The following is a 21,672-nucleotide window of genomic DNA, read 5'->3' on the forward strand; positions in this document are numbered from 1 at the left end:
GCCAGCAAGCATGGAAATTGCATTTTATCTGGCAGGTTTGATTGCGGTGGCCGCGACGATTCGCGTGATCACCCATACCAACCCTGTGCATGCGCTGCTGTATCTGATCGTCTCGTTATTGGCGATCTCGGCAGTCTTCTTCTCTCTCGGCGCCTACTTTGCCGCCGCATTGGAAATCATCGTTTATGCGGGCGCCATCATGGTGCTGTTCGTGTTCGTGGTGATGATGCTGAACCTCGGCAACGTGCAGCAGCAAGAGCGCGACTGGATGAAGCCGACGGTGTGGATCGGGCCTGGCCTGCTGTCACTGGCGCTGCTGGTGGTATTGATCGTTGCGATCCGCAGCGTATCCGATCAGGGCATCAGCGGTGAGATGGTTGACGCGAAGGCGGTGGGCATCAGCCTGTTCGGGCCTTACGTATTGGCGGTTGAGCTGGCTTCAATGCTGCTGTTGGCGGGTCTGGTTGTCGCCTTCCATATCGGCCGCGAGCACAAGCCTGGCGAGGTGCTGAGCAACGCGCCGGTGGGTGGCGAAATGGCGAGAAGAAAATCGGAGGAGCAAGCATGATCCCTCTTCAACACGGCCTGATCCTGGCGGCTATCCTGTTTGTGCTCGGGTTGACCGGGCTGCTGGTGCGCCGCAACCTGCTGTTTATGCTGATCAGCCTGGAAGTGATGATCAACGCTGCGGCGTTGGCGTTTATCGTGGCGGGAAGCTACTGGGGCCAGGCGGACGGGCAGGTGATGTACATCCTGGCGATCAGCCTGGCGGCAGCCGAGGCCAGTATCGGCCTGGCGCTGCTGCTGCAGCTCTACCGTCGTCGTCATACCCTGAATATTGATACTGTCAGTGAGATGCGCGGATGAACCTATTATATTTAACAATTCTGCTACCGCTGATCGGGTTCCTGCTGTTGGCATTTTCCCGCGGTCGCTGGTCTGAGAACACGGCGGCCACCGTCGGCGTGGGCTCTATCGGCCTGGCTGCGCTGGTCACGGTGTATGTGGCGATGGATTTCTTCGCCCAGAAAGCCGCCGGCGTGCAGCTGTTCGAGCAAAGCCTGTGGACCTGGATGGCCGTCGGCAACTTCAATATCGGCGTGACACTGGTGCTGGACGGCCTGTCGCTGACCATGCTGTCGGTGGTCACCGGCGTCGGCTTCTTCATCCACATGTTCGCTTCCTGGTACATGCGCGGTGAAGAGGGCTATTCGCGCTTCTTCGCCTACACCAACCTGTTTATCGCCAGCATGGTGGTCTTGGTGCTGGCGGACAACCTGCTGCTGATGTATCTGGGTTGGGAAGGCGTGGGCCTGTGCAGCTACCTGTTGATCGGCTTCTACTACAAAGATCCGGCCAACGGCGCGGCGGCGATGAAAGCCTTTATCGTCACCCGCGTGGGCGACGTGTTCCTGGCGTTCGCGCTGTTCATCCTCTACAACGAGCTGGGCACGCTGAACATCCGCGAGCTGATGATCCTGGCGCCGCAGAAACTGGCGGTGGGCGATACGGCCATCACCTGGGCGACGCTGATGCTGCTGGGCGGCGCGGTCGGTAAATCGGCGCAGCTGCCGTTGCAAACCTGGTTGGCGGACGCGATGGCGGGCCCAACCCCGGTTTCCGCACTGATCCACGCGGCGACCATGGTGACCGCAGGCGTCTACCTGATCGCCCGCACGCACGGCCTGTTCCTGATGGCGCCGGAAGTGCTGCATCTGGTGGGCATCGTCGGTGCGGTCACTCTGCTGCTGGCCGGCTTCGCCGCGCTGGTGCAGACCGACATCAAGCGCGTGCTCGCTTACTCTACCATGAGCCAGATCGGTTACATGTTCCTGGCGCTGGGCGTGCAGGCATGGGACGCGGCGATCTTCCACCTGATGACTCACGCGTTCTTCAAGGCGCTGCTGTTCCTGTCGTCCGGTTCGGTGATCCTGGCCTGCCACCACGAGCAAAACATCTTCAAGATGGGCGGCCTGCGCAAGAGCATCCCGCTGGTGTACGTCTGCTTCCTGGTGGGCGGCGCGGCGCTGTCTGCGTTGCCGCTGGTCACGGCCGGCTTCTTCAGTAAGGACGAGATCCTGGCGGGCGCGATGGCCAACGGCCACATCAACCTGATGGTTGCCGGCCTGGTCGGTGCGTTCATGACCTCGCTGTACACCTTCCGTATGATTTTCATCGTGTTCCATGGCGAAGAGAAAATCAAAGCGCATGCCGGTAAAGGCATCACTCACCACCTGCCGCTGCTGGTTCTGCTGGTGCTGTCCACCTTCGTCGGCGCGATGATCGTGCCGCCGTTGCAGGGCGTGCTGCCGGAGACGACCGAACTGGCGCACGGCAGCGTACTGACGCTGGAAATTACCTCCGGCGTGGTGGCTATCGTCGGCATTCTGCTGGCGGCCGCGCTGTGGCTGGGCAAACGCAGCCTGGTCAACAGCATCGCCAACAGCGCGCCGGGGCGTTTCTTCTCGACCTGGTGGTTCCATGCCTGGGGCTTCGACTGGCTGTATGACAAAGTATTCGTCAAGCCGTATCTGGGCATTGCGAAGCTGCTGCAACGCGATCCGCTGAACTCGCTGATGAACCTGCCGGCCGTCTTCTCCCGCTGGGGGAACCGCGGTCTGACGGTGAGCGAGAACGGCCAGGTGCGTTGGTATATAGCGTCTATGGGTGTGGGTGCAGTGGTCGTATTGGCTCTGTTGATTCTGGTTTAATTGAATAATTTAAACAGACGCATTTTTCGGGCGTAGCGCCGGGCAGGCGCTACGTACAAAGTTTGAAATTATTCGTATAAGGGACACAAAACGCCATGCTATTACCTTGGCTAATTCTTATCCCCTTTATCGGCGGTCTGCTGTGCTGGCAGCTTGAGCGCTTCGGTACTAAGGTGCCGCGCTGGATAGCGCTGATCGCAATGGGGCTGACGTTGGCGCTCTCTCTGCAGCTGTGGATGCAGGGCGGCTATACATTGACCACGCCGAAAGGCATTCCGCAGTGGCAGAGCGAATTCCTGCTGCCGTGGATCCCGCGCTTTGGCATCTCCATCCACCTGGCGCTGGACGGTCTGTCGCTGCTGATGGTGGTGTTGACCGGTCTGCTGGGCGTGCTGGCGATCCTCTGTTCCTGGCGTGAAATCCAGAAGTATCAGGGCTTCTTCCACCTCAACCTGCTGTGGATCCTGGGCGGCGTTATCGGCGTGTTCCTCGCCATCGACATGTTCCTGTTCTTCTTCTTCTGGGAAATGATGTTGGTGCCGATGTACTTCCTGATCGCGCTGTGGGGCCACAAGGCGTCGGACGGTAAAACCCGCATCACCGCGGCGACCAAGTTCTTCATCTACACCCAGGCCAGCGGTCTGGTGATGCTGATTGCGATCCTGGGCCTGGTGTTCGTGCACTACAACGCCACCGGCGTGTGGACCTTCGATTACGAAGACCTGCTGCAAACGCCGATGTCCCACAACGTGCAATATCTGCTGATGCTGGGCTTCTTCATCGCCTTCGCGGTGAAAATGCCGGTGGTGCCGCTGCACGGCTGGTTGCCGGATGCGCACAGCCAGGCGCCGACCGCAGGTTCCGTCGACCTGGCGGGCATCTTGCTGAAAACCGCGGCCTACGGCCTGCTGCGTTTCAGCCTGCCGCTGTTCCCTGAAACTTCACACGAGTTCGCCCCAATCGCCATGTGGCTGGGCGTGGTCGGTATCTTCTACGGCGCCTGGATGGCGTTCGCGCAGACCGACATCAAGCGTCTTATCGCTTACACCTCGGTCTCGCACATGGGCTTCGTACTGATCGCCATCTACACCGGCAGCCAGCTGGCTTACCAAGGCGCCGTGATCCAGATGATCGCGCATGGTCTGTCCGCCGCCGGTATGTTTATCATCTGCGGCCAGCTGTATGAACGTCTGCACACCCGCGACATGCGTCAGATGGGCGGCCTGTGGGGGCGTATCAAGTTCATCCCTGCGCTGTCGCTGTTCTTCGCCGTGGCTACGCTGGGGATGCCGGGTACCGGTAACTTCGTCGGCGAATTCATGATTCTGTTCGGCAGCTACCAGGTGGTGCCGGTGATCACCGTGATCTCCACCTTCGGTCTGGTGTTCGCTTCGGTTTACTCGCTGATCATGATGCAGCGCGCTTACTACGGTGCGCCTAAGTCAGACCAGCCGCTGCAGGGCATGACCGCGCGCGAACTGTTCATCATTCTGCTGCTGGTGGTGTTGCTGGTTCTGCTGGGGGTTTACCCGCAGCCGATTCTGGATACTTCCAACGCGGCGATGAGCAACGTGCAACACTGGTTTGGTTCGTCAGTTTCAGCAATTTCAACAACAAGGCCGTAATTCGCCATGACAATAACTCCTCAACAACTGATCGCACTGCTGCCGCTGTTGATCGTCGGATTGACGGTGGTGGTTGTGATGCTAGGCATTGCGTGGCGACGCGACCACTTTATCAACGCCACCCTGACCGTGATCGGTCTCAACCTGGCGCTGCTTTCGCTGTACTTTGTCGGCCAGGCAGGCCCAATGGACGTCACCCCGCTGCTGCGGGTTGACGGCTACTCGATGTTCTACACCGGGCTGGTGCTGCTGGCGAGTCTGGCGACCTGCACCTTCGCCTATCCGTGGCTGGTCGGCTATCCGGATAACCGCGAAGAGTTCTACCTGCTGGTGCTGATCGCCGCCCTGGGCGGCATCCTGCTGGCGAGCGCTAACCATCTGGCTTCGCTGTTCATCGGTATCGAGCTGATCTCGCTGCCGCTGTTCGGCCTGGTGGGCTACGCCTACCGCCAGAAGCGCCCGCTGGAAGCCGCCATCAAGTACATGCTGCTGTCCGCCGCCGCGTCGTCGTTCCTGCTGTTCGGCATGGCGCTGCTGTATGCTGAGTCCGGCGATCTGTCGCTGGCTGGCCTCGGCAAGAGCCTGCAGGAAAACATGATGCACCAGCCGCTGATCCTGGCCGGCATGGGCATGATGATCGTCGGTCTGGGCTTCAAGCTGTCGCTGGTGCCGTTCCAACTGTGGACGCCGGACGTGTATCAGGGCGCGCCTGCGCCGGTCTCGACCTTCCTGGCGACCGCCAGCAAGATCGCGATCTTCGCGGTCGTGATGCGTCTGTTCCTGTATGCCCCGGCCGCCGACAACGAAGCGCTGCGCATGGTGTTGTCGATCATCGCGTTCTGCTCCATCTTGTTCGGTAACCTGATGGCCATCAGCCAGACCAACATCAAGCGTCTGCTGGGCTACTCGTCGATCGCTCACCTGGGCTACCTGCTGGTGGCGCTGATTGCGGTGCAAACCCATCAGCTGTCGCTGGAAACCGCCGGCGTTTATCTGGCCGGTTACCTGTTCAGCAGCCTGGGCGCCTTCGGCGTGGTCAGCCTGATGTCCAGCCCGTACCGCGGCCCGGATGCGGATTCGCTGTTCTCTTACCGTGGCCTGTTCTGGCACAAGCCAATCTTGTCCGCGGTGATGACGGTGATGATGCTGTCGCTGGCCGGTATTCCGATGACGCTGGGCTTTATCGGTAAGTTCTTCGTGATCGCGATGGGCGTCAGCGCACACCTGTGGTGGCTGACCGGCGCAGTCGTGGTAGGCAGCGCCATCGGTCTGTACTACTACCTGCGTGTGACCGTCAGCCTGTTCCTCAGCGCGCCGGAATCGCTGCAGCGCGACACCCCGAACAACTGGGCGTTGACCGCCGGTGGCGTCGTGGTGCTGATCTCCGCCGCGCTGGTGCTGCTGTTGGGGGTTTATCCGCAGCCGCTGATTTCGCTGGTGCAGATGGCGCAGCCGACGTTCTGATAACGCTTCAGACAGTAAAAAGGTCGCTTCGGCGGCCTTTTTTTATGGGCGAAACGGCACTCAGCCGTAATGGGCGCTAAACGACGTTTCCAGCGCCTGCACTACCGCGCGCACGCGGGCGGCGCGTTGCAAATCGGGATGCAGCACCAGCCAGATATCCACCCAGTCTTTGTTCTCCGGGAACAGACGCACCAGTTCCGGGTCTTTGTCCGCCAAAAAAGCGGAGAGCAGGCCGATGCCCAGCCCGCTGCGGGTGGCGGAACGCAGCAGCAGCTGCGAATTGCATTGCAGCACGACGTTGGGCTCGTGCAGGGCCTCGCCGCAGAAATTGTTCCAGTGGCGCGGCACCAGCTCGCGCGGGAACATCAGCAGATCGTGGCCGCGCAACTGCTCGCCCTTGACCGGCATGCCGCGCCGCGCCAAGTAGTGCTGAGTGGCATACAGGCCCATTTCGATGGTGGCTAACCGTTTGATGATCAGCTCATCGTCATCGGGACGGGCGCCGCGGATCGCCAGATCTGCGCCGTGGTAAGAAATATCGGCGATGTTGACCGCCGTCAGCAGCGTGACGGTGATGGCCGGATAGCGTTCCCGCAGATCTTGCAGCGCAGGCATCACGAAGGCTTCGGCCAGGGTATCGGTGGTGGCGATGCGCACGTTGCCGCACAGGCTTTCGTCACCGCTGGCGGCTTTACGGTTGATCGCCTGCACCGCATTTTCCATCTTCATCACGTCCGCCAGCATTTCCTCCCCCAGCGGGCTGAGGGCGAAGGATTTCGGCGTGCGGATAAACAGCTTGGAGCCGAGCGCATCTTCGAAAGCGGAGAGCCGTCGGCCGACGGTCGCCTGATCGACATTCAGCTGGCTGGCGGCTTTGCGTAGCGTGCCGCAGCGCGCAACGGCGAGAAAAAATCGGGCGTCGTCCCAGTTCATTGCGCACCTCCTCTGTACAGACTGGCGGGAGGGGGAAGGAAGCGGTGTGATGCGGTGTTTATTCTGGTGTGGAGACCGAAAAAAATGCTTCGTATCATCATTATTTATAATGTTTCAGGATATGTATAAATGCATCACCGTGAAGCGGTTTTGCACCTTTATTTTTGTCTGGTAATGCTTATTCTTATCGGCGCTTATGCTGCGACCCGACGCACATTTTACACCAAGGCCACCCTAATGCATAAGCAATACGAATAAGAGCCGGTTCCCGTTATTTCTGGGCGACCGCCAAGTGGGATCGACTCTGAATCAAGTTAGCTCACGATGATATGACTGGATATAAAAAAATGGAGTCTCACGCAGAGATGCTGTGCCCCCCCGTTGCGTTGGCGACGGAGGACGGAGTCAGAGTTACCGTAGCGCCAGGCGCCGAGAAGATGGAACGCAACAACGCCGATGTCATTATTCAAGGCCTTGCAGCGCGCGGCATTCAACATATCTTTTTGGTCCCTGGCAAACTGGTTTATCCGTTAATCACTTCTATTGACCGTTCCGAGATTGTCGGCATCGTCGGTGCCCATGAAACCGCATGCGGATTTATGGCCGATGGCTATGCCCGCGCCAGCCGAAAGTTTGGTGTCTGTTTGGGCATTTCAGGCCCCGGCACCATGAATTTCCTGCCGGCGATGGCCGCCGCGCAAGCCGATAAGATCCCCGTGCTGTACCTGGCCGGCAGCATCGCCACCTATCATGAGGCGCAGGGCGCTTTTCAGGATGGCAGCAACAGCGGCATCGATGAGCTGACCATCGTCAAACCGTTGCTTTGCGCCGCGATAGAAACGAAAAACAACCTGACCTTGCAGCATGAGCTGCGCCGCAGCCTCTCCAGCCTGAACCCACAGCGGAAAGGGCGCGCCTATCTGAGCGTGCCGGTCGACATGCAGAAGAAAACCGCGTTCGGCGATCGTCGCGACCAGCCTGAGCGAGTGCCGCAGCACCGTGAAGCGGCCGTGGATGTGCAAGCGGTGGAACAGCTGCTGCATGATTATCTGCTGCGCGGTCTCAACGTCGCCTGCCTGGTGGGCAACCGGATGAACAATCCGCAGGATGCCGCGCTGTTGTTGCGGGTAGCGGAAAAATACCGCTTGCCTGTCGCCACGACGTTGTCCGGCAAGGGCGCGTTTCCCGAAGGGCATGCCCTGGCATTAGGGGTCTACGGTTTTGCCGGGCATGCCCGCGCGGTAGAAACCCTCAACGGTGAAGGCGTCGACGTGCTGCTGGTGCTGGGCTGCGATCTCAGCCAGCGCGACAGTCTGAACTGGAACCCGAGACTGCACGGCAATAAAACGCTGGTGGCGATCGACGAAGACTTCGACAAAGTGAGCTCGCATTACCAGCCGGATCTGCAGATATTTTCCAGCCTGAGCGGTACGTTGCACTGTTTGTTGGCCGCGGTTGGCGATGAGGACGCGCGGCTTGGCGACGCGGCTCACCTGCGTGACGCCTGGTTGGAAGGGGTTCGCGCACTGCCGCTGGAACAGCCACAGCCGACGTTGCAGGCGCGCATCGCCCAGGGCGAAAGCCGGCTGTATCCCGGCGATGCGATTAAACACATTCGCAGCCGCATGAATCCGGATACCAACGTCGTGGTCGATTCGGGCGCACACCGCATTTTCATGGCGCATCACTGGCTGGCGGCCGGGCGGGGGGATTATCACACCTCCAGCGCCCTGGCGCCGATGGGGTGGGCCATTTGCGCGGGCATCGGCATCAAGCTGGCGGCACCGCAGCGGGATTGCCTCGTGGTGACCGGCGACGGTTGCATGCTGATGCACGGCATCGAAATTCAGACCGCCGCGCGTTATGGCGTGAAGGTGGTGTTCGTGGTGATGAACAACAGCGCGCACGGCGCCATGCACATCGACACGCTGCAAAATCGCGGCATTTCCGCCGACTATACCGCCTTGCCCAACCATGACTGGAAAGCGTTTGCCAACAGTCTGGGGGTCGCCTCCGCGAAGGCGGAGACGCTGGAGGATCTGGACGAGGCCCTCGGCGCCGCAGCGAAACATCCGGGGCCGTACCTCATCGAAGTGATGGTGGGCAACTTTGCAGCGCCTAACCGCTACTACGCCGAGAGCATCGCAGAATACGAGCAGCGCATCAAAGGACTGTAGCACAACGCTGTTTTTTCAACTCGCCAGGTTCACCGCGCGCGGCGCCTGGCATTTTTACTCGCGGCAGTCAGGGAGCGATAAGATGGTTAAGTGGGGCATTTTGGCATTGTTGGCAGTATTTCAGGGGTCGGTTCAGGCTGCCGAGGGGCATGGCGAAGGCATCGTCAAAACGACGTTGCTCAAGACCGACAGCGCATGGGAGGGCTCGGCATATCGTCAGTATCCCGCCGGCGCGCCGCAGATCACCATGCTGAAGGTGACGGTAGAGCCGAACAAGGTACTGGCCTGGCATACGCATCCTTGCATCAGCGCAGTGTACATGAGCGGCGGCAGCGTTTCGCTCACCGTCAGGAAAACCGGTGAACGCCGCACGTTCCGGCAGGGGGATTCGTTTACCGATACCGTGGATATCGTGCATCAGGGCGTTTCCGGCGAGCAAGGCGCCGAAATGCTGGTGTTCTTCGCTTGCGCGGACGATAAACCGTTGACGGTGAAAGCCGCCGGGTAGTGTTGATACGGCCCTGACCAAAGGCCGTTAATAAGAGAAGATCATGGTAGCTTTGTGGATGGTCGTCGCCAGCGGATTCTTTGCGCTGATGGGTGCTTGCATCAAGTTGGCGTCGACGACGGTCGGATTTTTCGACATCATTTTTTATCGTTCTCTCATCAATGTGCTGATCGTCGCGGCGCTGATCAAGATCCAGCGCCTCGGTTTTCGCACCCGTCATCTCGGATTGCATATGAAGCGGGCGGCGATAGGCAATGCGGCGATGTACTGCGGTTTTTATTCGCTGATACATCTGCCGATCGCCACCGCCACCACGTTGGGTTATACCAACCCCCTCTTTCAGTCGGCGATCGCGTTCATCACGACCCGAGGGCAGCTGACCGGTCGGCTGTTGTTTTCCGTGCTGTTGGGCTTTACCGGCATTTTGGTCTTGCTGCGCCCCGACGCCCCCAACGGGGAGTACGTTGCCACGCTGGTCGGGCTGGCGGCCGGTTTGTTGACCGCGCTGGCTTACTTTAACGTCGGCAAGCTGGTGCGGCGCGGTGAGCCGGAACTGCGCGTGGTGTTCTATTTCTCGCTGGTGGGAACGCTGGTTGGCGGCCTGATGACTGCGTTGCTGGGCTTTTCCTTGCTGGACGGCGCAATGCTGCTGTGCGTCTGCGCCATTGGCGTCTTCGGCAGTCTGGGGCAGATCGCCATGACTCGCGCCTACGGGGGCGGCAATGCGGTGATTGTCAGCATTCTCTCTTACAGCACCATTATTTTCTCTACGCTGCTTGGCTATCTGATATTTGGCGAGCAGCTGTCTTATATCGCCACCGCCGGTATGGCGCTGATCGTGTTGTCCGGCGCGTTGGCGGTGCGCAAGCGTGCTTCGGCCAAGTCCGAGCAGGCGGCGGTGGCATAACGTGATAAGGAACGAAACAATGAACATGCGTCCGGTTGGCGTCATGGCGATGGCGGTCTTGTTTGGCATAGTGGCGACGCTGACGATGGATGGGGTGAACAGTGTCGCCTCCAGCGTCGGTCTCATCGGCAAGCTCAACCTGGCCTTCATCGGCAAACTGATGAATCAATGGCTGCAGGGGCAATTTTGGTTTTTGCGGCCTGGCGACATTCCCGATGTGCCAGAGGCTCTGATGATGGGCTACGGCGCGCACTATTTTGCCGGCATTAGCCTGGCGATCCCGTTCTATTGCCTGATCTGCCCGCGCGTTAAGTCGGGGGGCGGCCTGTTCGTCGGGGCGCTGACGTATGGCCTGGCCTGTTCGCTGATTTCGCTGTGCTTCATTTATCCCTCGGTGGGGTTGGGGTTTTGGGGAATGGCCGGCAAAAATCCGGCTTTGCTGATCGCCAGCCTGGCCAACCATGCAGTGTATGGCGTGGCATTGGGCGGCTGCGCCATCGCTTGGCGGCGTCGCATGCTGCAGAAATGCATGCCTGACGCTGCGATGCTGCATTAATGAATCACGATGATGCATTCTTGGCTATTTTGGGCGTGATAGCCCAACGCTATGATAAGCGCGCTTCCTGAAGCCGCGTGGCATGCGGGAAGACGCATTTATTTAGGGCGAATGCCTGATCGATTCGGGAGTTGAACATGTCAGAAAGTATCGCCGTTGAAGAAACGGCTAAAGCGAAGGCGGGTACATCGCATTTCGCTATCTTGCTGTTTCTGGCGTTGGCATTGATGTCAGCGCTGTTGAACAGCAGCGCGCCGACGCCGCTTTATCCGCTTTATCAACATGAGCTGGCGTTGAGCTCGGTCAGCCTGACGATCATTTACGGCGCTTATGCCGCGGGCGTGCTGATTTCGCTGTTCGGCGTAGGCAATATGGCGGGGAAAGTAAAAGACCTGCGCAGCATGATCGTGCCGGCGCTGTTGGTGGTGTTGCTTGGCGCGCTGCTGTTTTCGGTGGCGTCGTCGTTCTTCATGATGTTTATGGCACGGCTGCTGGCCGGCGTCGGCACCGGCGCCCTGACCGGTGCGGCGAATATCGCGTTGGTGCGTTTCGGGCCGCAGGACGGCGGAAAAAATGCGGCGTTGATCGCGACGCTGTCCTTTACCACCGGATTGGCCCTGGGCCCGATCTTTAGCGGCGTCGCACTGCAAACCGGTTTTCATACCACGTCATTGCCGTTCATCATCATCATGGCCATTGCCGCCGTCGCCGCACTGGGCGTGATGCTGCGCTGGCCGCGAGAGACGGTGGCGGCGCAGGCCGATAGCGCAGCGGCGGATAACGCGCCGGTGGCGAAAAGCTCTCTGGCGGATGGCCTGCGCGCGACCGGCGGTAAATTCTTCCTGTGCGCCGGGGCGTTGTTCATTTGTTGGGCGGTTGCCGCCAGCATTCTGGCGATAGGGCCGAGCGTCGCCGAAAAACTGTTGGATATGCAGAGCCGTGGCGTCTTTGGCTATGTGGTCGCCGTCTATCTGGTGATTGCCGGCATCAGCCAGATTTTGAGTCGTCGCATCAACGCCCGCCATTCGTTGATGTTCGGCTGCCTGGCTCAGGCTTTGTCGGTCGGGGTGTTCGCCGTGGCGATTCAGATCCATTCGCTGGCGCTGGCCGCCGCAGGCATGGTGATCGCCGGTTACGCCTATGGCGCGATCTTCGTCGGCAGCGCCACGCTGGTGAATCTGATTTCACCGAAAGCCAGCCATGCGCGTTTGATCTCCCTGTTCTACGTGATCGCATATATCGCTAACTGGGTGCCGATCCTGTTGGGCGTTGTGATCGACCACGCCGATTTGCATTTGGCGACCCACTTGTTATTCCTGAGCAGCGCCGTGATTTGTTTGATGTTGAGCGTCATGGTAACGCGTGCGGGCTTCCCACGCTGAAACCGGCGTTCGGGAGGGGGGCGACAGGCGTCGCATGTAGGCATTTCATTTGAGATCGTGATTTCCCTGGTGTTGTGTTATTCCAGCGTGCTCGTCACGCTGGCTTTTTTTTGTGATACACATTGCTTTTTTGATATTTACATTTCCTTATTTGCATTTTTTTCGTGATTTTAGTCACGAAAAAATCACTTGCTTCGGGTAAACTGCGCGCTTTATTTTTGCCGCGGGTCACTTTATGAACGTTCTTTTCGCCATTGCCGTTACTACCGGGATCCTCTCCGGCGTTTGGGGCTGGGTTGCCGTCAGCCTGGGGCTGATCGGTTGGGCCGGTTTTCTCGGCTGCACGGCGTATTTCGCCTGCCCGCAGGGCGGGCTGAAAGGGCTGTTGATCGGCGCGTTGACCTGCTGCAGCGGCGTCTTCTGGGCAATGGCGATCATCCACGGCAGCGAACTGGCGCCGCAGTGGAATCTGCTGGGGTATCTGCTGACCGGCGTCGTGGCGTTCCTGATGTGCATTCAGGCCAAACAGCAGTGGCTGGGGTTCGTGCCCGGCACCTTTATCGGCGCCTGTGCGACCTTCGCCGGCGGTGGCGATTGGCCGCTGGTGACGCTTTCCCTGCTGGTGGGCCTGCTATTCGGCTATGCGATGAAAAACAGCGGTCTGTGGTGGGCGGCTCGCAGCGAAAAAGCCCGCGCTACGCCGCCGATTGGCCCGAATGCCGGCTCAAACGGTGCCGCCGAGTGAGAGACGGCAGTTCACCACCAGCGTTTGGTTACCCGGCGTTTGGGTTACGCCGGCCCATTGTGCGATGTCCTGTCGCGTAACGCGGAGGTGTTTCATTCGGTGGCCTTCACGGGCGGCGCGGCAAGGGGGATAGCGGCATGTTAACCCATCGATTTGGCGATAACAATGAATGTACTTCTATTGAAAATAGCCGTTTTTCAATCGGATAGATAAGTTTTACCCGCTGGCTGCCTGCGTGAGATCACGTTAAGGGTAACAGGGTTTCGTAACATGATTTTCAGTGATTTCCATCACGTTTTTACCGGTAACAATCGGCTGAGATAGAAGCCTGTCCGATTGGAGGCCTGATGGCCGGGAATCACTATGAACAATCTGTTTTCACTGGATAACAAGACCGTCTTGATCACCGGCGCCTCGCGCGGCATCGGTTTTCTGCTGGCACGCGGCCTGGCGCAGCAAGGCGCGCATATTCTGGTCAACGCCACCACCGAAGAACATGCCCGGCACGCCGCCGAACGTTTGCGCGAAGAGGGGCTGCGCGCCGAGGCGGCGGCGTTCGATGTCACCGATTCCCAGGCGGTGCATGCCGCCATCGACCGTATCGAAGCGGACATCGGCGCGATAGACGTTTTGATCAACAACGCCGGCATCCAGCGCCGCCACCCGTTCACCGAGTTTCCGGAGCAAGACTGGGACGACATCATTGCCGTCAACCAGAAGGCGGTCTTCATCGTGTCGCAGACCGTGGCGCGTTACATGGTGCCGCGCCGGCGCGGCAAGATAGTCAACATCGGCTCGATGCAAAGTGAGCTGGGCCGCGACACCATCACCCCTTATGCGGCGTCCAAAGGGGCGGTGAAAATGCTCACGCGCGGCATGTGCGTGGAGCTGGCGCGCTACAACATTCAGGTCAACGGCATTGCCCCCGGCTACTTCAAAACCGAGATGACGCAGGCGCTGGCCGACGATCCGGCCTTCACCGCCTGGCTGACCCAACGCACGCCCGCCGCGCGCTGGGGCGATCCGCAGGAGCTGATCGGCGCGGCGGTGTTCCTGGCCGCCGACGCCTCCGCCTTCGTCAACGGGCAACTGCTGTTTGTCGATGGCGGCATGTCGGCGGCGGTGTAATCTTTTTCCGTGGAGTCTTGCGATGAAAATTCAAACTCAGTCCTGTGTGGTCAACGGCAAGCGAGACGTGGCGGTGATCGCGCAAGAAGTGGATTATCGAGGGCAGGGAACGCTGGTGAAAATCAGCCGCGGCGGCATCTGCGGCTCGGATCTGCATTACTTCCAGGAAGGCAAGGTCGGCAATTTTCAGGTGCGTCAGCCGATGGTGCTGGGCCATGAGGTGATCGGTGAGGTGGTCGCCAGCGATTCGCCGCAGTTGCCGGCCGGGCAGAAGGTGGCGCTCAATCCCAGCAAACCCTGCGGGCAGTGCAAATACTGTCTGGAGCAGCAAAGCAATCAATGCGTCGAGATGCGCTTTTTCGGCAGCGCGATGTATTTTCCGCACGTCGACGGCGCTTTTACCCAATACAAAGTGGTGGATAGCGCGCAGTGCATTCCTTACGCCGCCGATCGCGACGACAGGGTGATGGTGTTCGCCGAACCGCTGGCGGTGGCTGTCCACGCGGCGAAGCAGCCCGGCGATGTGGCGGGGAAAAAGATCTTCGTGTCCGGCGTCGGCCCGATCGGCTGTCTGCTGGTGGCGGCGCTGAAAGCGCTGGGCGCCGCCGAGATTGTCTGCGCCGATCTCAGTCCGCGCTGCCTGGCGATCGCCAGCCAAATGGGGGCCAATCGGTGCCTGCATGCCGCGGACGACGATTTTAGCGACTATCAGCAGGACAAGGGCTATTTCGATGTCGCCTTCGAAGTGGCGGGACATCCGCTGTCGCTGCAGCGCTGTCTGGAGATCACCCGCGCCAAAGGCACCGTGGTGCAGGTAGGCATGGGCGGCAGCTTCCCTGATTTCCCGCTGATGTTGTTGATCGCCAAAGAGTTGAACCTGCTCGGATCGTTTCGCTTCGTGGCGGAATTTGCGCTGGCGGTGGCCTGGCTGGCCGGCGATGTGGTCGATCCGTTGCCGCTGTTGTCGGCGGAATTCGCCGGGGACCAACTGGCGCAGGCGCTGGAGTTTGCCGGCGACAAGCGCCAGGCCGCCAAGGTGCAATTGGTGTTTTAGGGTAAAAGTCCGATGGCCGCAGGCGACGATCCTTGTCTATAGTGTAGGAACGCTTAATTTTTCAACCACGGAGACCTCACTATGGCAAGACATTCGGATGCTGAGCAAACTACGCTGGATGACGATCTGAGAATGCTGACCGAGACGCTGGAAGAAGTGTTGCAATACACCGGCGATCGCGCGGATCAGGCCTACATTGACATCAAGTCGCACGCCGAGCAGGCGCTGAGTGAGGTCAAGGCGCGCTGGGCGAACACCGGCGAATCCTACTATGCGCGCGCCAAAGAAGCGGTGCACCGCACCGACGACTACGTGCGGGATAAACCCTGGCACAGCGTAGGCATCGGTGCCACCGTCGGGCTGGTGCTGGGGCTGCTGCTGGCCCGCAAATAAATCATGTCATCGGGGCGGCGCAGGCCGCCTCGTGCTTTTCTGCAGACTGTGTCGTTCATCCCGCCGTTTCCCCGATCGCTTTCCCTTATCCTGCCTATACTTCCCGCTGGCCGCCGTTGGAGCGCCTTTATCTCCCTTGTTTTTGTATGGACGGATTGAGCCGGCGTCGCCGCAAGTGTAAAGTGTTTGTGTTTTAATTGTTTGTTTTTTGTTCTAAATCAAACAATTATCTGGTGTAAACACCCAGGGATATACGGCGTTCTTGCGCTGGCGCAAAAGCCGTGAAAATAACACCTCATATAATACAGAACGTAACTACAGGCGCGGCGTCCGTCGGCTGCGCCGGGGACGATCTCTGCTAACTGACTTGTGAGCGAACTATGTCGACAAGTGTTTTTAATCGCCGGTGGGCGGCTGTGCTGCTCGAGGCGCTGGCCCGCCATGGGGTGCGGCATGTTTGTATCGCTCCGGGATCGCGCTCCACGCCGCTGACGCTGGCCGCCGCGGCCAACCGATCGTTTATCTGCCATACCCATTTTGATGAGCGCGGGCTCGGCCATTTGGCGCTCGGGCTGGCGAAGGCGGCGCGTGAGCCGGTGGCGGTGATCGTTACGTCCGGCACCGCGGCGGCGAACCTTTATCCCGCGTTGATCGAAGCCGGCCTGACCGGTGAACGGCTGGTGTTTCTCACCGCCGATCGGCCGCCGGAACTGATCGACTGCGGCGCCAATCAGGCGATCCGTCAAAACGGTCTCTACAGCAGCCACCCGACGTTGGCGATCGATCTGCCGCGTCCGACGCCGGATATTCCGGCCGCGTGGCTGGCCTCCAGCGTCGACAGCGCGATGGCGCGCCTGCAGCATGGCGCTTTGCATATCAACTGCCCGTTCGCCGAACCGCTGTACGGCGGCGATGAGCGTCACTATGCCGATTGGTCCGCCGCGCTGGGCGACTGGTGGCAGAGCGATCGTCCGTGGCTGCAGGAAAGCGAGACGCGTGCGGCGCCGTCGCCGCAGCCGGACTGGTTCTCCTGGCGGCAAAAGCGCGGCGTGGCGCTGGCCGGGCGCATGAGCGCGGAAGAGGGCGCGCAGGTGGCCGACTGGGCCGAAACGCTGGGCTGGCCGCTGATCGGCGATGTGCTGTCGCAGACCGGGCAACCGCTGCCCTGCGCCGATTTGTGGCTCGCGCATCCGCAGGCGCAGCGCGTACTGCAAGATGCGCAGCTGGTGGTGCAGTTCGGCGGCAGCCTGACCGGCAAACGCCTGCTGCAATGGCAGGCGCAGTGTCAGCCGGAAGAATATTGGATTATCGACGAGCTGCCGGGGCGGCTCGATCCGGCCCAACACCGGGGGCGGCGCCTGCGCGCCGGCGTGGCGCAGTGGTTGGCGCAGCATCCCGCGCAACCGCGCGCGCCGTGGGCCGCCGGGCTGGCGGCGCTGGCGGATAAAGCGCTGACGGCGGCGTCCACGCATCTGCACGATAACTTTGGCGAAGCGCAGCTGGCGCACCGCCTGCCGGAACTGCTGCCGGAGAACGGCCAGCTGTTTCTCGGCAACAGCCTGGTGGTGCGACTGATCGACGCATTAACGATGCTGCCTGCTGCTTACCCGGTATTCAGCAACCGCGGCGCCAGCGGCATCGACGGTCTGATTTCCACCGCCGCCGGCGTACAGCGCGCCACCGCCAGGCCGACGTTGGCGGTGGTGGGCGACCTTTCCGCCCTGTATGACCTCAATGCGCTGGCGCTGCTGCGCCACTGTTCGGCGCCGACGGTGCTGATCGTCGTCAATAACAACGGCGGCCAAATTTTCTCGCTGCTGCCGACGCCGGAAGAGGAGCGTCAGCGCTTTTACTGCATGCCGCAGAACGTTGAGTTCAGCCACGCGGCGGCGATGTTCCAGCTTGACTATGCGCGGCCGGAAAACTGGCGCCAGCTGCAACAGGCGGTTGAGCAAGGCTGGCGGCGCGGCGGCGCCACGTTGATAGAGCTGCAGGTGCCGCCGAGCGCAGGGGCCGAAAGCCTGCAATACCTGGTGCAACAGATGGCGGTGCAATGATGCTGGCGACGCGAATTTTGCAACAGGGCGAAGCGGGCCGCCCCTGGCTGATATGGTTGCATGGCCTGCTCGGCAACAACAATGAATGGCGGGTGATCGCCGCGCGCTGCCCGGAATGGCCGTCGCTGGCCATCGATCTGCCCGGCCACGGCGACTCCGTGGCGGTGAGCTGCCGCGGCTTCGACGACATCAGCGCGCAAATCGCCGCGACCCTGCAACTGCGCAATATCGAGCGTTATTGGCTGGTGGGCTACTCGCTCGGCGGGCGCATCGCCATGTATCACGCTTGCCACGGACGCCACGACGGTCTGCAAGGCGTGCTGGTCGAGGGCGGCAACCCGGGGCTTGAGGACGAACAACAGCGCCGCGATCGTTGCGAGCAGGATGCGCGATGGGCGGCGCGTTTTCGCAGTGAGCCGATTGCCGAAGTCCTGGCGGACTGGTATCAGCAACCGGTGTTCAAAGAGCTCAGCCACGTGCACCGCCAGGCGCTGATCGCCGCGCGCTCGGTCAACAGCGGCCCGGCGATCGCCGACATGCTCGAAGCCACGTCGCTCGGGCGGCAGCCCTATCTGGCACCGCAGCTGCGCCAACTGACCGTGCCGCTGCGGGTGCTGTGCGGTGAGAACGATCCCAAATTTCAACGGCTGGCGCGCGACGCCGGGTTGCCGTTGCGCATCGTGCCGCAGGCCGGCCACAACGCGCATCTGGCCAATCCGCAGGATTTCGTCGCCGAGCTGCAGACCTTTCTCGTTAACCCTGGTTAAAGGAACCGAACATGCTTTATCCGAATGAAGAACAGCTGTATGCCGCCATCGCCTGGCAGGATTGCACCGGCGATTTCGAAGACATTCTGTATCACAAGTCCGCCGACGGCATCGCCAAAATCACCATCAACCGGCCGCAGGTGCGCAATGCGTTTCGCCCGCAAACGGTCAAAGAGATGCTCGACGCGCTGGCCAACGCCCGTTACGACGACGGCATCGGCGTCATTATTCTGACCGGCGCCGGCGATAAGGCCTTCTGCTCCGGCGGCGATCAGAAAGTGCGCGGCGACTACGGCGGCTATCGCGACGACAGCGGCGTACACCACCTCAACGTGCTGGACTTCCAGCGCCAGATCCGCACCTGCCCGAAACCGGTGGTGGCGATGGTGGCCGGCTATTCGATCGGCGGCGGCCACGTGTTGCACATGATGTGCGATCTGACCATCGCGGCGGATAACGCCATCTTCGGCCAGACCGGCCCGAAAGTGGGCTCGTTCGACGGCGGCTGGGGGGCGTCTTACATGGCGCGCATCGTCGGCCAGAAGAAGGCGCGCGAAATCTGGTTCCTGTGCCGCCAGTACGACGCCGCCGCCGCGCTGGACATGGGGCTGGTCAATACGGTGGTGCCGCTGGCCGATCTGGAAAAAGAGACGGTGCGCTGGTGCCGCGAAATGCTGCAGAACAGCCCGATGGCGCTGCGCTGCCTGAAGGCGGCGCTGAATGCCGACTGCGACGGCCAGGCCGGTTTGCAGGAGCTGGCGGGCAACGCCACCATGTTGTTCTACATGACCGACGAAGGGCAGGAAGGGCGCAACGCCTTCAACGAGAAGCGCCAGCCGGACTTCAGCAAATTCAAGCGTAACCCGTAATGAGCGGGGCAAACCGCAGCGCGGCGCTATACCGTTACAGCCTGCCGATGGAGGCGGGCGTGGTGCTGCGCAATCAGCGGTTGAAAACGCGTGACGGATGGGTGGTGCAGCTGCGTCAGGGCGAGCGTGAGGGGTGGGGCGAGATCGCGCCGCTGCCGGAGTTCAGCCGGGAAACGCCGGCGCAGGCCGAACGGGCCGCATTGGACTGGCTGCAGGCGTGGCTGGCGGACAACGAACCGGAGCACAGCGCGCTGCCCTCGGTGGCCTTTGGGCTCAGCTGTGCGCAGGCCGAGCTGGAGCAGCGCTTGCCGACGCAGGCGGATTTCCGCAAGGCGCCGCTGTGTACCGGCGATCCGGACGAGCTGTTCGAGACATTGAGCGCTTTGCCGGGCGAGAAAGTCGCCAAGGTGAAAGTAGGGCTGTATGAGGCGGTGCGCGACGGCATGATCGTCAACGTGCTGCTGGAGGCGCTGCCGGATCTGCGGCTGCGGCTGGACGCCAACCGCAGTTGGAGCCGTGCCAAGGCCGACGGCTTCGCCAAATACGTCAACCCGGCGTGGCGCGATCGCATCGCCTTTTTGGAGGAGCCCTGCAAGACCCGTGATGAATCGCGCGACTTCGCCCGGGCGACCGGTATCGCCATCGCCTGGGATGAGAGCGTGCGGGAGGTGGACTTTGTGGTGCAGGCCGAGCCGGGTGTGGCGGCCATCGTGATCAAGCCGACGCTGGTCGGCAGCCTGGCGCGCTGTCAGGCGCTGGTGGCGCAGGCGCACGCGGAGGGGCTGACGGCGGTGATCAGTTCCAGCCTCGAATCCAGCCTGGGGTTGACCCAGCTGGCGCGCATCGCCCATTGGCTGACGCCGGACACCGTGCCGGGGCTGGACACGCTGGGGTTGATGAAGGCGCAGGTGCTGCGCCCGTGGCCGGGCAGCGCGTTGCCGCTGCTGGATGTTTCGGCGCTGGAGTGTCTATGGCGCGGTTAAGCGATTGGCCGTGGCGGCACTGGGCGCGCCTTCAGCCGCAGGCGACGGCGCTGTTGCTCGGCGAACGGCCGCTGAGCTGGCTGGCGTTGCAAAGCCAGGTGGATGAGCTGGCGGCGGATTTCCAGCATCAGGGCGTTGAACCGGGCTGCGGCGTGGCGCTGTGCGGTAAAAACAGCTATCCGCTGCTGCTGGCCTATCTGGCGCTGCTGCAATGTGGCGCGCGCCTGTTGCCGCTCAATCCCGCCTTGCCGACGCCGCTGCTGGCGCAGCTGTTGCCGGAATTGGATATGACCTTTGTCTTCGGCCCGGACTCGTTGCCGGCGCTGCCGGAAGAGGTGATTCGATTGACGCCGCCCTCGACCGAGCCGCGTTGGCCAGACCTGCCGACGTGGGATGCGCAGCGTCTGGCGACGCTGACGTTGACTTCCGGTTCCAGCGGCATGCCGAAAGCGGCGGCGCACAGCTACGCCAACCATCTGGCCAGCGCCGACGGGGTGTTGCAGCTGATGGATTTTCAGCGCGAGGATTGCTGGCTGCTGTCACTGCCGCTGTTTCACGTCTCCGGTCAGGGCATCGTCTGGCGCTGGCTGGCGGCGGGTGCGCGGCTGGCGGTGCGCGAGATGCACCCGCTGGCCGAGGCATTGGCTGGCTGCACGCACGCCTCGCTGGTGCCGACGCAGCTCTGGCGGCTGTTGGCGCAACCGCTGACGGGCATGACGTTGAAAGCGGTGCTGCTCGGCGGCGCGATGATCCCGGTGGAGCTGACCGAACGGGCGGAGGCGGCGGGGATCCGCTGCTGGTGCGGCTACGGGCTGACCGAACTGGCCTCCACGGTGTGCGCCAAGCGCGCCGATGCGCGGCCGGGCGTCGGCCTGCCGCTCGGCGGCCGCGAAGTAAAACTGGTCGACGAAGAGGTCTGGATCCGCGCCGACAGCCTGGCGCTCGGCTACTGGCGTCATGGGCATCTGCAGCCGTTGGCCGATGAGCAGGGCTGGTTCGCGACCCGCGATCGCGGCGTGATGGAGGAGGGGGAACTGCGCATTCTCGGCCGGCTGGACAACCTGTTTTTCAGCGGCGGCGAAGGGGTGCAGCCCGAGGATATCGAACGCGTGCTGGCGGCGCACCCGCAGATCACGCAGGCGTTTGTGGTGCCGATGGCGGACGCTGAGTTCGGCCAGCGGCCGGTGGCGGTGATCGACGGCGATCCGGCGCTGTCGTTGGGGGCGCTGTTCGCCTGGTCGCAGAACCAGCTGGCCAATTTCCAACGCCCGGTGGCGTTGCTCCCGTTGCCCGAGGAACTGAAAAACGGCGGCATCAAGATTTCTCGCCGCCAGTTGCAGCAGTGGGTGGCGCAGCGTCTCTCCCAGGCATAAAAAAGCCGCCCGAAAGGGCGGCTGAGTGGATGGCTGCAGA

At 61.5% G+C, this 21,672-nt stretch carries 20 protein-coding genes; 19 read left to right on the plus strand and 1 reads right to left on the minus strand.

All coding sequences use genetic code 11. From position 1 onward, the window contains the following. The first annotated feature begins 10 nt into the window (after nt 1-10). From nuoJ to nuoN, 5 genes are all read left to right on the plus strand, one after another. Nucleotides 11-568: an NADH-quinone oxidoreductase subunit J gene (gene nuoJ / locus JL05_RS11820; protein ID WP_004936018.1), complete on the plus strand. Its 558-nt coding sequence runs from the start codon at nt 11-13 to the stop codon at nt 566-568. Further along, complete coding sequence (gene nuoK / locus JL05_RS11825) at nt 565-867, plus strand: NADH-quinone oxidoreductase subunit NuoK (RefSeq protein WP_004936014.1); 303 nt, start codon at nt 565-567, stop codon at nt 865-867. The genes nuoJ and nuoK overlap by 4 nt, the downstream gene beginning before the upstream one ends. Then, nucleotides 864-2,711 (plus strand): NADH-quinone oxidoreductase subunit L, encoded by a 1,848-nt coding sequence (nuoL, locus tag JL05_RS11830; protein ID WP_015378577.1) that lies wholly within the window; start codon nt 864-866, stop codon nt 2,709-2,711. The genes nuoK and nuoL overlap by 4 nt, the downstream gene beginning before the upstream one ends. 95 nt (nt 2,712-2,806) lie before the next feature. After that, a complete protein-coding gene (gene nuoM / locus JL05_RS11835; RefSeq protein ID WP_033632507.1) occupies nt 2,807-4,336 on the plus strand; it encodes an NADH-quinone oxidoreductase subunit M in 1,530 nt (509 codons plus the stop codon). A gap of 6 nt (nt 4,337-4,342) precedes the next feature. Beyond that, nucleotides 4,343-5,800, plus strand: coding sequence for an NADH-quinone oxidoreductase subunit NuoN (nuoN, locus tag JL05_RS11840; protein WP_004936000.1), 1,458 nt, complete (start codon nt 4,343-4,345; stop codon nt 5,798-5,800). A 60-nt stretch (nt 5,801-5,860) separates the two neighbouring features. Here nuoN and JL05_RS11845 read toward each other — a convergent pair whose 3' ends face one another. Beyond that, nucleotides 5,861-6,733: a LysR family transcriptional regulator gene (locus JL05_RS11845; protein ID WP_033632508.1), complete on the minus strand. Its 873-nt coding sequence runs from the start codon at nt 6,731-6,733 to the stop codon at nt 5,861-5,863. A gap of 347 nt (nt 6,734-7,080) precedes the next feature. Here JL05_RS11845 and JL05_RS11850 point away from each other — a divergent pair, with 347 nt between their 5' ends. From JL05_RS11850 to menE, 14 genes are all read left to right on the plus strand, one after another. Beyond that, the gene (locus tag JL05_RS11850) at nt 7,081-8,910 is read left to right on the plus strand and encodes a thiamine pyrophosphate-binding protein (RefSeq protein ID WP_033632509.1); all 1,830 of its coding nucleotides are present in this window, start codon (nt 7,081-7,083) and stop codon (nt 8,908-8,910) included. Nucleotides 8,911-8,992: 82 nt separating this feature from the next. Continuing rightward, nucleotides 8,993-9,418, plus strand: coding sequence for a cupin domain-containing protein (locus tag JL05_RS11855; RefSeq protein ID WP_033632510.1), 426 nt, complete (start codon nt 8,993-8,995; stop codon nt 9,416-9,418). A 43-nt stretch (nt 9,419-9,461) separates the two neighbouring features. Continuing rightward, nucleotides 9,462-10,325 (plus strand): DMT family transporter, encoded by an 864-nt coding sequence (locus JL05_RS11860; protein WP_033632511.1) that lies wholly within the window; start codon nt 9,462-9,464, stop codon nt 10,323-10,325. A gap of 19 nt (nt 10,326-10,344) precedes the next feature. Further along, nucleotides 10,345-10,881: a DUF2938 family protein gene (locus tag JL05_RS11865; RefSeq protein ID WP_033632512.1), complete on the plus strand. Its 537-nt coding sequence runs from the start codon at nt 10,345-10,347 to the stop codon at nt 10,879-10,881. A gap of 137 nt (nt 10,882-11,018) precedes the next feature. Further along, the gene (locus JL05_RS11870) at nt 11,019-12,263 is read left to right on the plus strand and encodes an MFS transporter (RefSeq protein ID WP_033632513.1); all 1,245 of its coding nucleotides are present in this window, start codon (nt 11,019-11,021) and stop codon (nt 12,261-12,263) included. 235 nt (nt 12,264-12,498) lie between these two features. Next, nucleotides 12,499-13,008 carry a DUF1097 domain-containing protein gene (locus tag JL05_RS11875; RefSeq protein WP_004935976.1) on the plus strand — a complete coding sequence of 170 codons (510 nt, stop codon included), beginning with the start codon at nt 12,499-12,501 and terminating at the stop codon, nt 13,006-13,008. Between the two features lie 363 nt (nt 13,009-13,371). Further along, nucleotides 13,372-14,136, plus strand: a complete 765-nt coding sequence (idnO, locus tag JL05_RS11880; protein ID WP_033632515.1) for a gluconate 5-dehydrogenase — start codon at nt 13,372-13,374, stop codon at nt 14,134-14,136. Nucleotides 14,137-14,158: 22 nt separating this feature from the next. Further along, nucleotides 14,159-15,190 (plus strand): L-idonate 5-dehydrogenase, encoded by a 1,032-nt coding sequence (gene idnD, locus JL05_RS11885; protein WP_033632516.1) that lies wholly within the window; start codon nt 14,159-14,161, stop codon nt 15,188-15,190. 81 nt (nt 15,191-15,271) lie between these two features. Then, a complete protein-coding gene (gene elaB, locus JL05_RS11890) occupies nt 15,272-15,583 on the plus strand; it encodes a stress response protein ElaB (RefSeq protein ID WP_004935964.1) in 312 nt (103 codons plus the stop codon). Nucleotides 15,584-15,963: 380 nt separating this feature from the next. Then, nucleotides 15,964-17,640, plus strand: coding sequence for a 2-succinyl-5-enolpyruvyl-6-hydroxy-3-cyclohexene-1-carboxylic-acid synthase (menD, locus tag JL05_RS11895; RefSeq protein WP_033632517.1), 1,677 nt, complete (start codon nt 15,964-15,966; stop codon nt 17,638-17,640). Next, nucleotides 17,637-18,407 (plus strand): 2-succinyl-6-hydroxy-2,4-cyclohexadiene-1-carboxylate synthase, encoded by a 771-nt coding sequence (gene menH / locus JL05_RS11900; protein WP_033632518.1) that lies wholly within the window; start codon nt 17,637-17,639, stop codon nt 18,405-18,407. Before menD ends, menH begins: the two co-directional genes overlap by 4 nt. Nucleotides 18,408-18,418: 11 nt before the next feature. Next, the gene (menB, locus tag JL05_RS11905) at nt 18,419-19,276 is read left to right on the plus strand and encodes a 1,4-dihydroxy-2-naphthoyl-CoA synthase (protein ID WP_015378566.1); all 858 of its coding nucleotides are present in this window, start codon (nt 18,419-18,421) and stop codon (nt 19,274-19,276) included. After that, nucleotides 19,276-20,259, plus strand: coding sequence for an o-succinylbenzoate synthase (gene menC, locus JL05_RS11910; protein WP_033632519.1), 984 nt, complete (start codon nt 19,276-19,278; stop codon nt 20,257-20,259). Before menB ends, menC begins: the two co-directional genes overlap by 1 nt. Continuing rightward, complete coding sequence (gene menE, locus JL05_RS11915; protein ID WP_033632520.1) at nt 20,247-21,632, plus strand: o-succinylbenzoate--CoA ligase; 1,386 nt, start codon at nt 20,247-20,249, stop codon at nt 21,630-21,632. Before menC ends, menE begins: the two co-directional genes overlap by 13 nt. Nucleotides 21,633-21,672: the final 40 nt, after the last annotated feature.

The organism is Serratia nematodiphila DZ0503SBS1, from assembly GCF_000738675.1.
GTDB classification, from domain to species: domain Bacteria; phylum Pseudomonadota; class Gammaproteobacteria; order Enterobacterales; family Enterobacteriaceae; genus Serratia; species Serratia nematodiphila.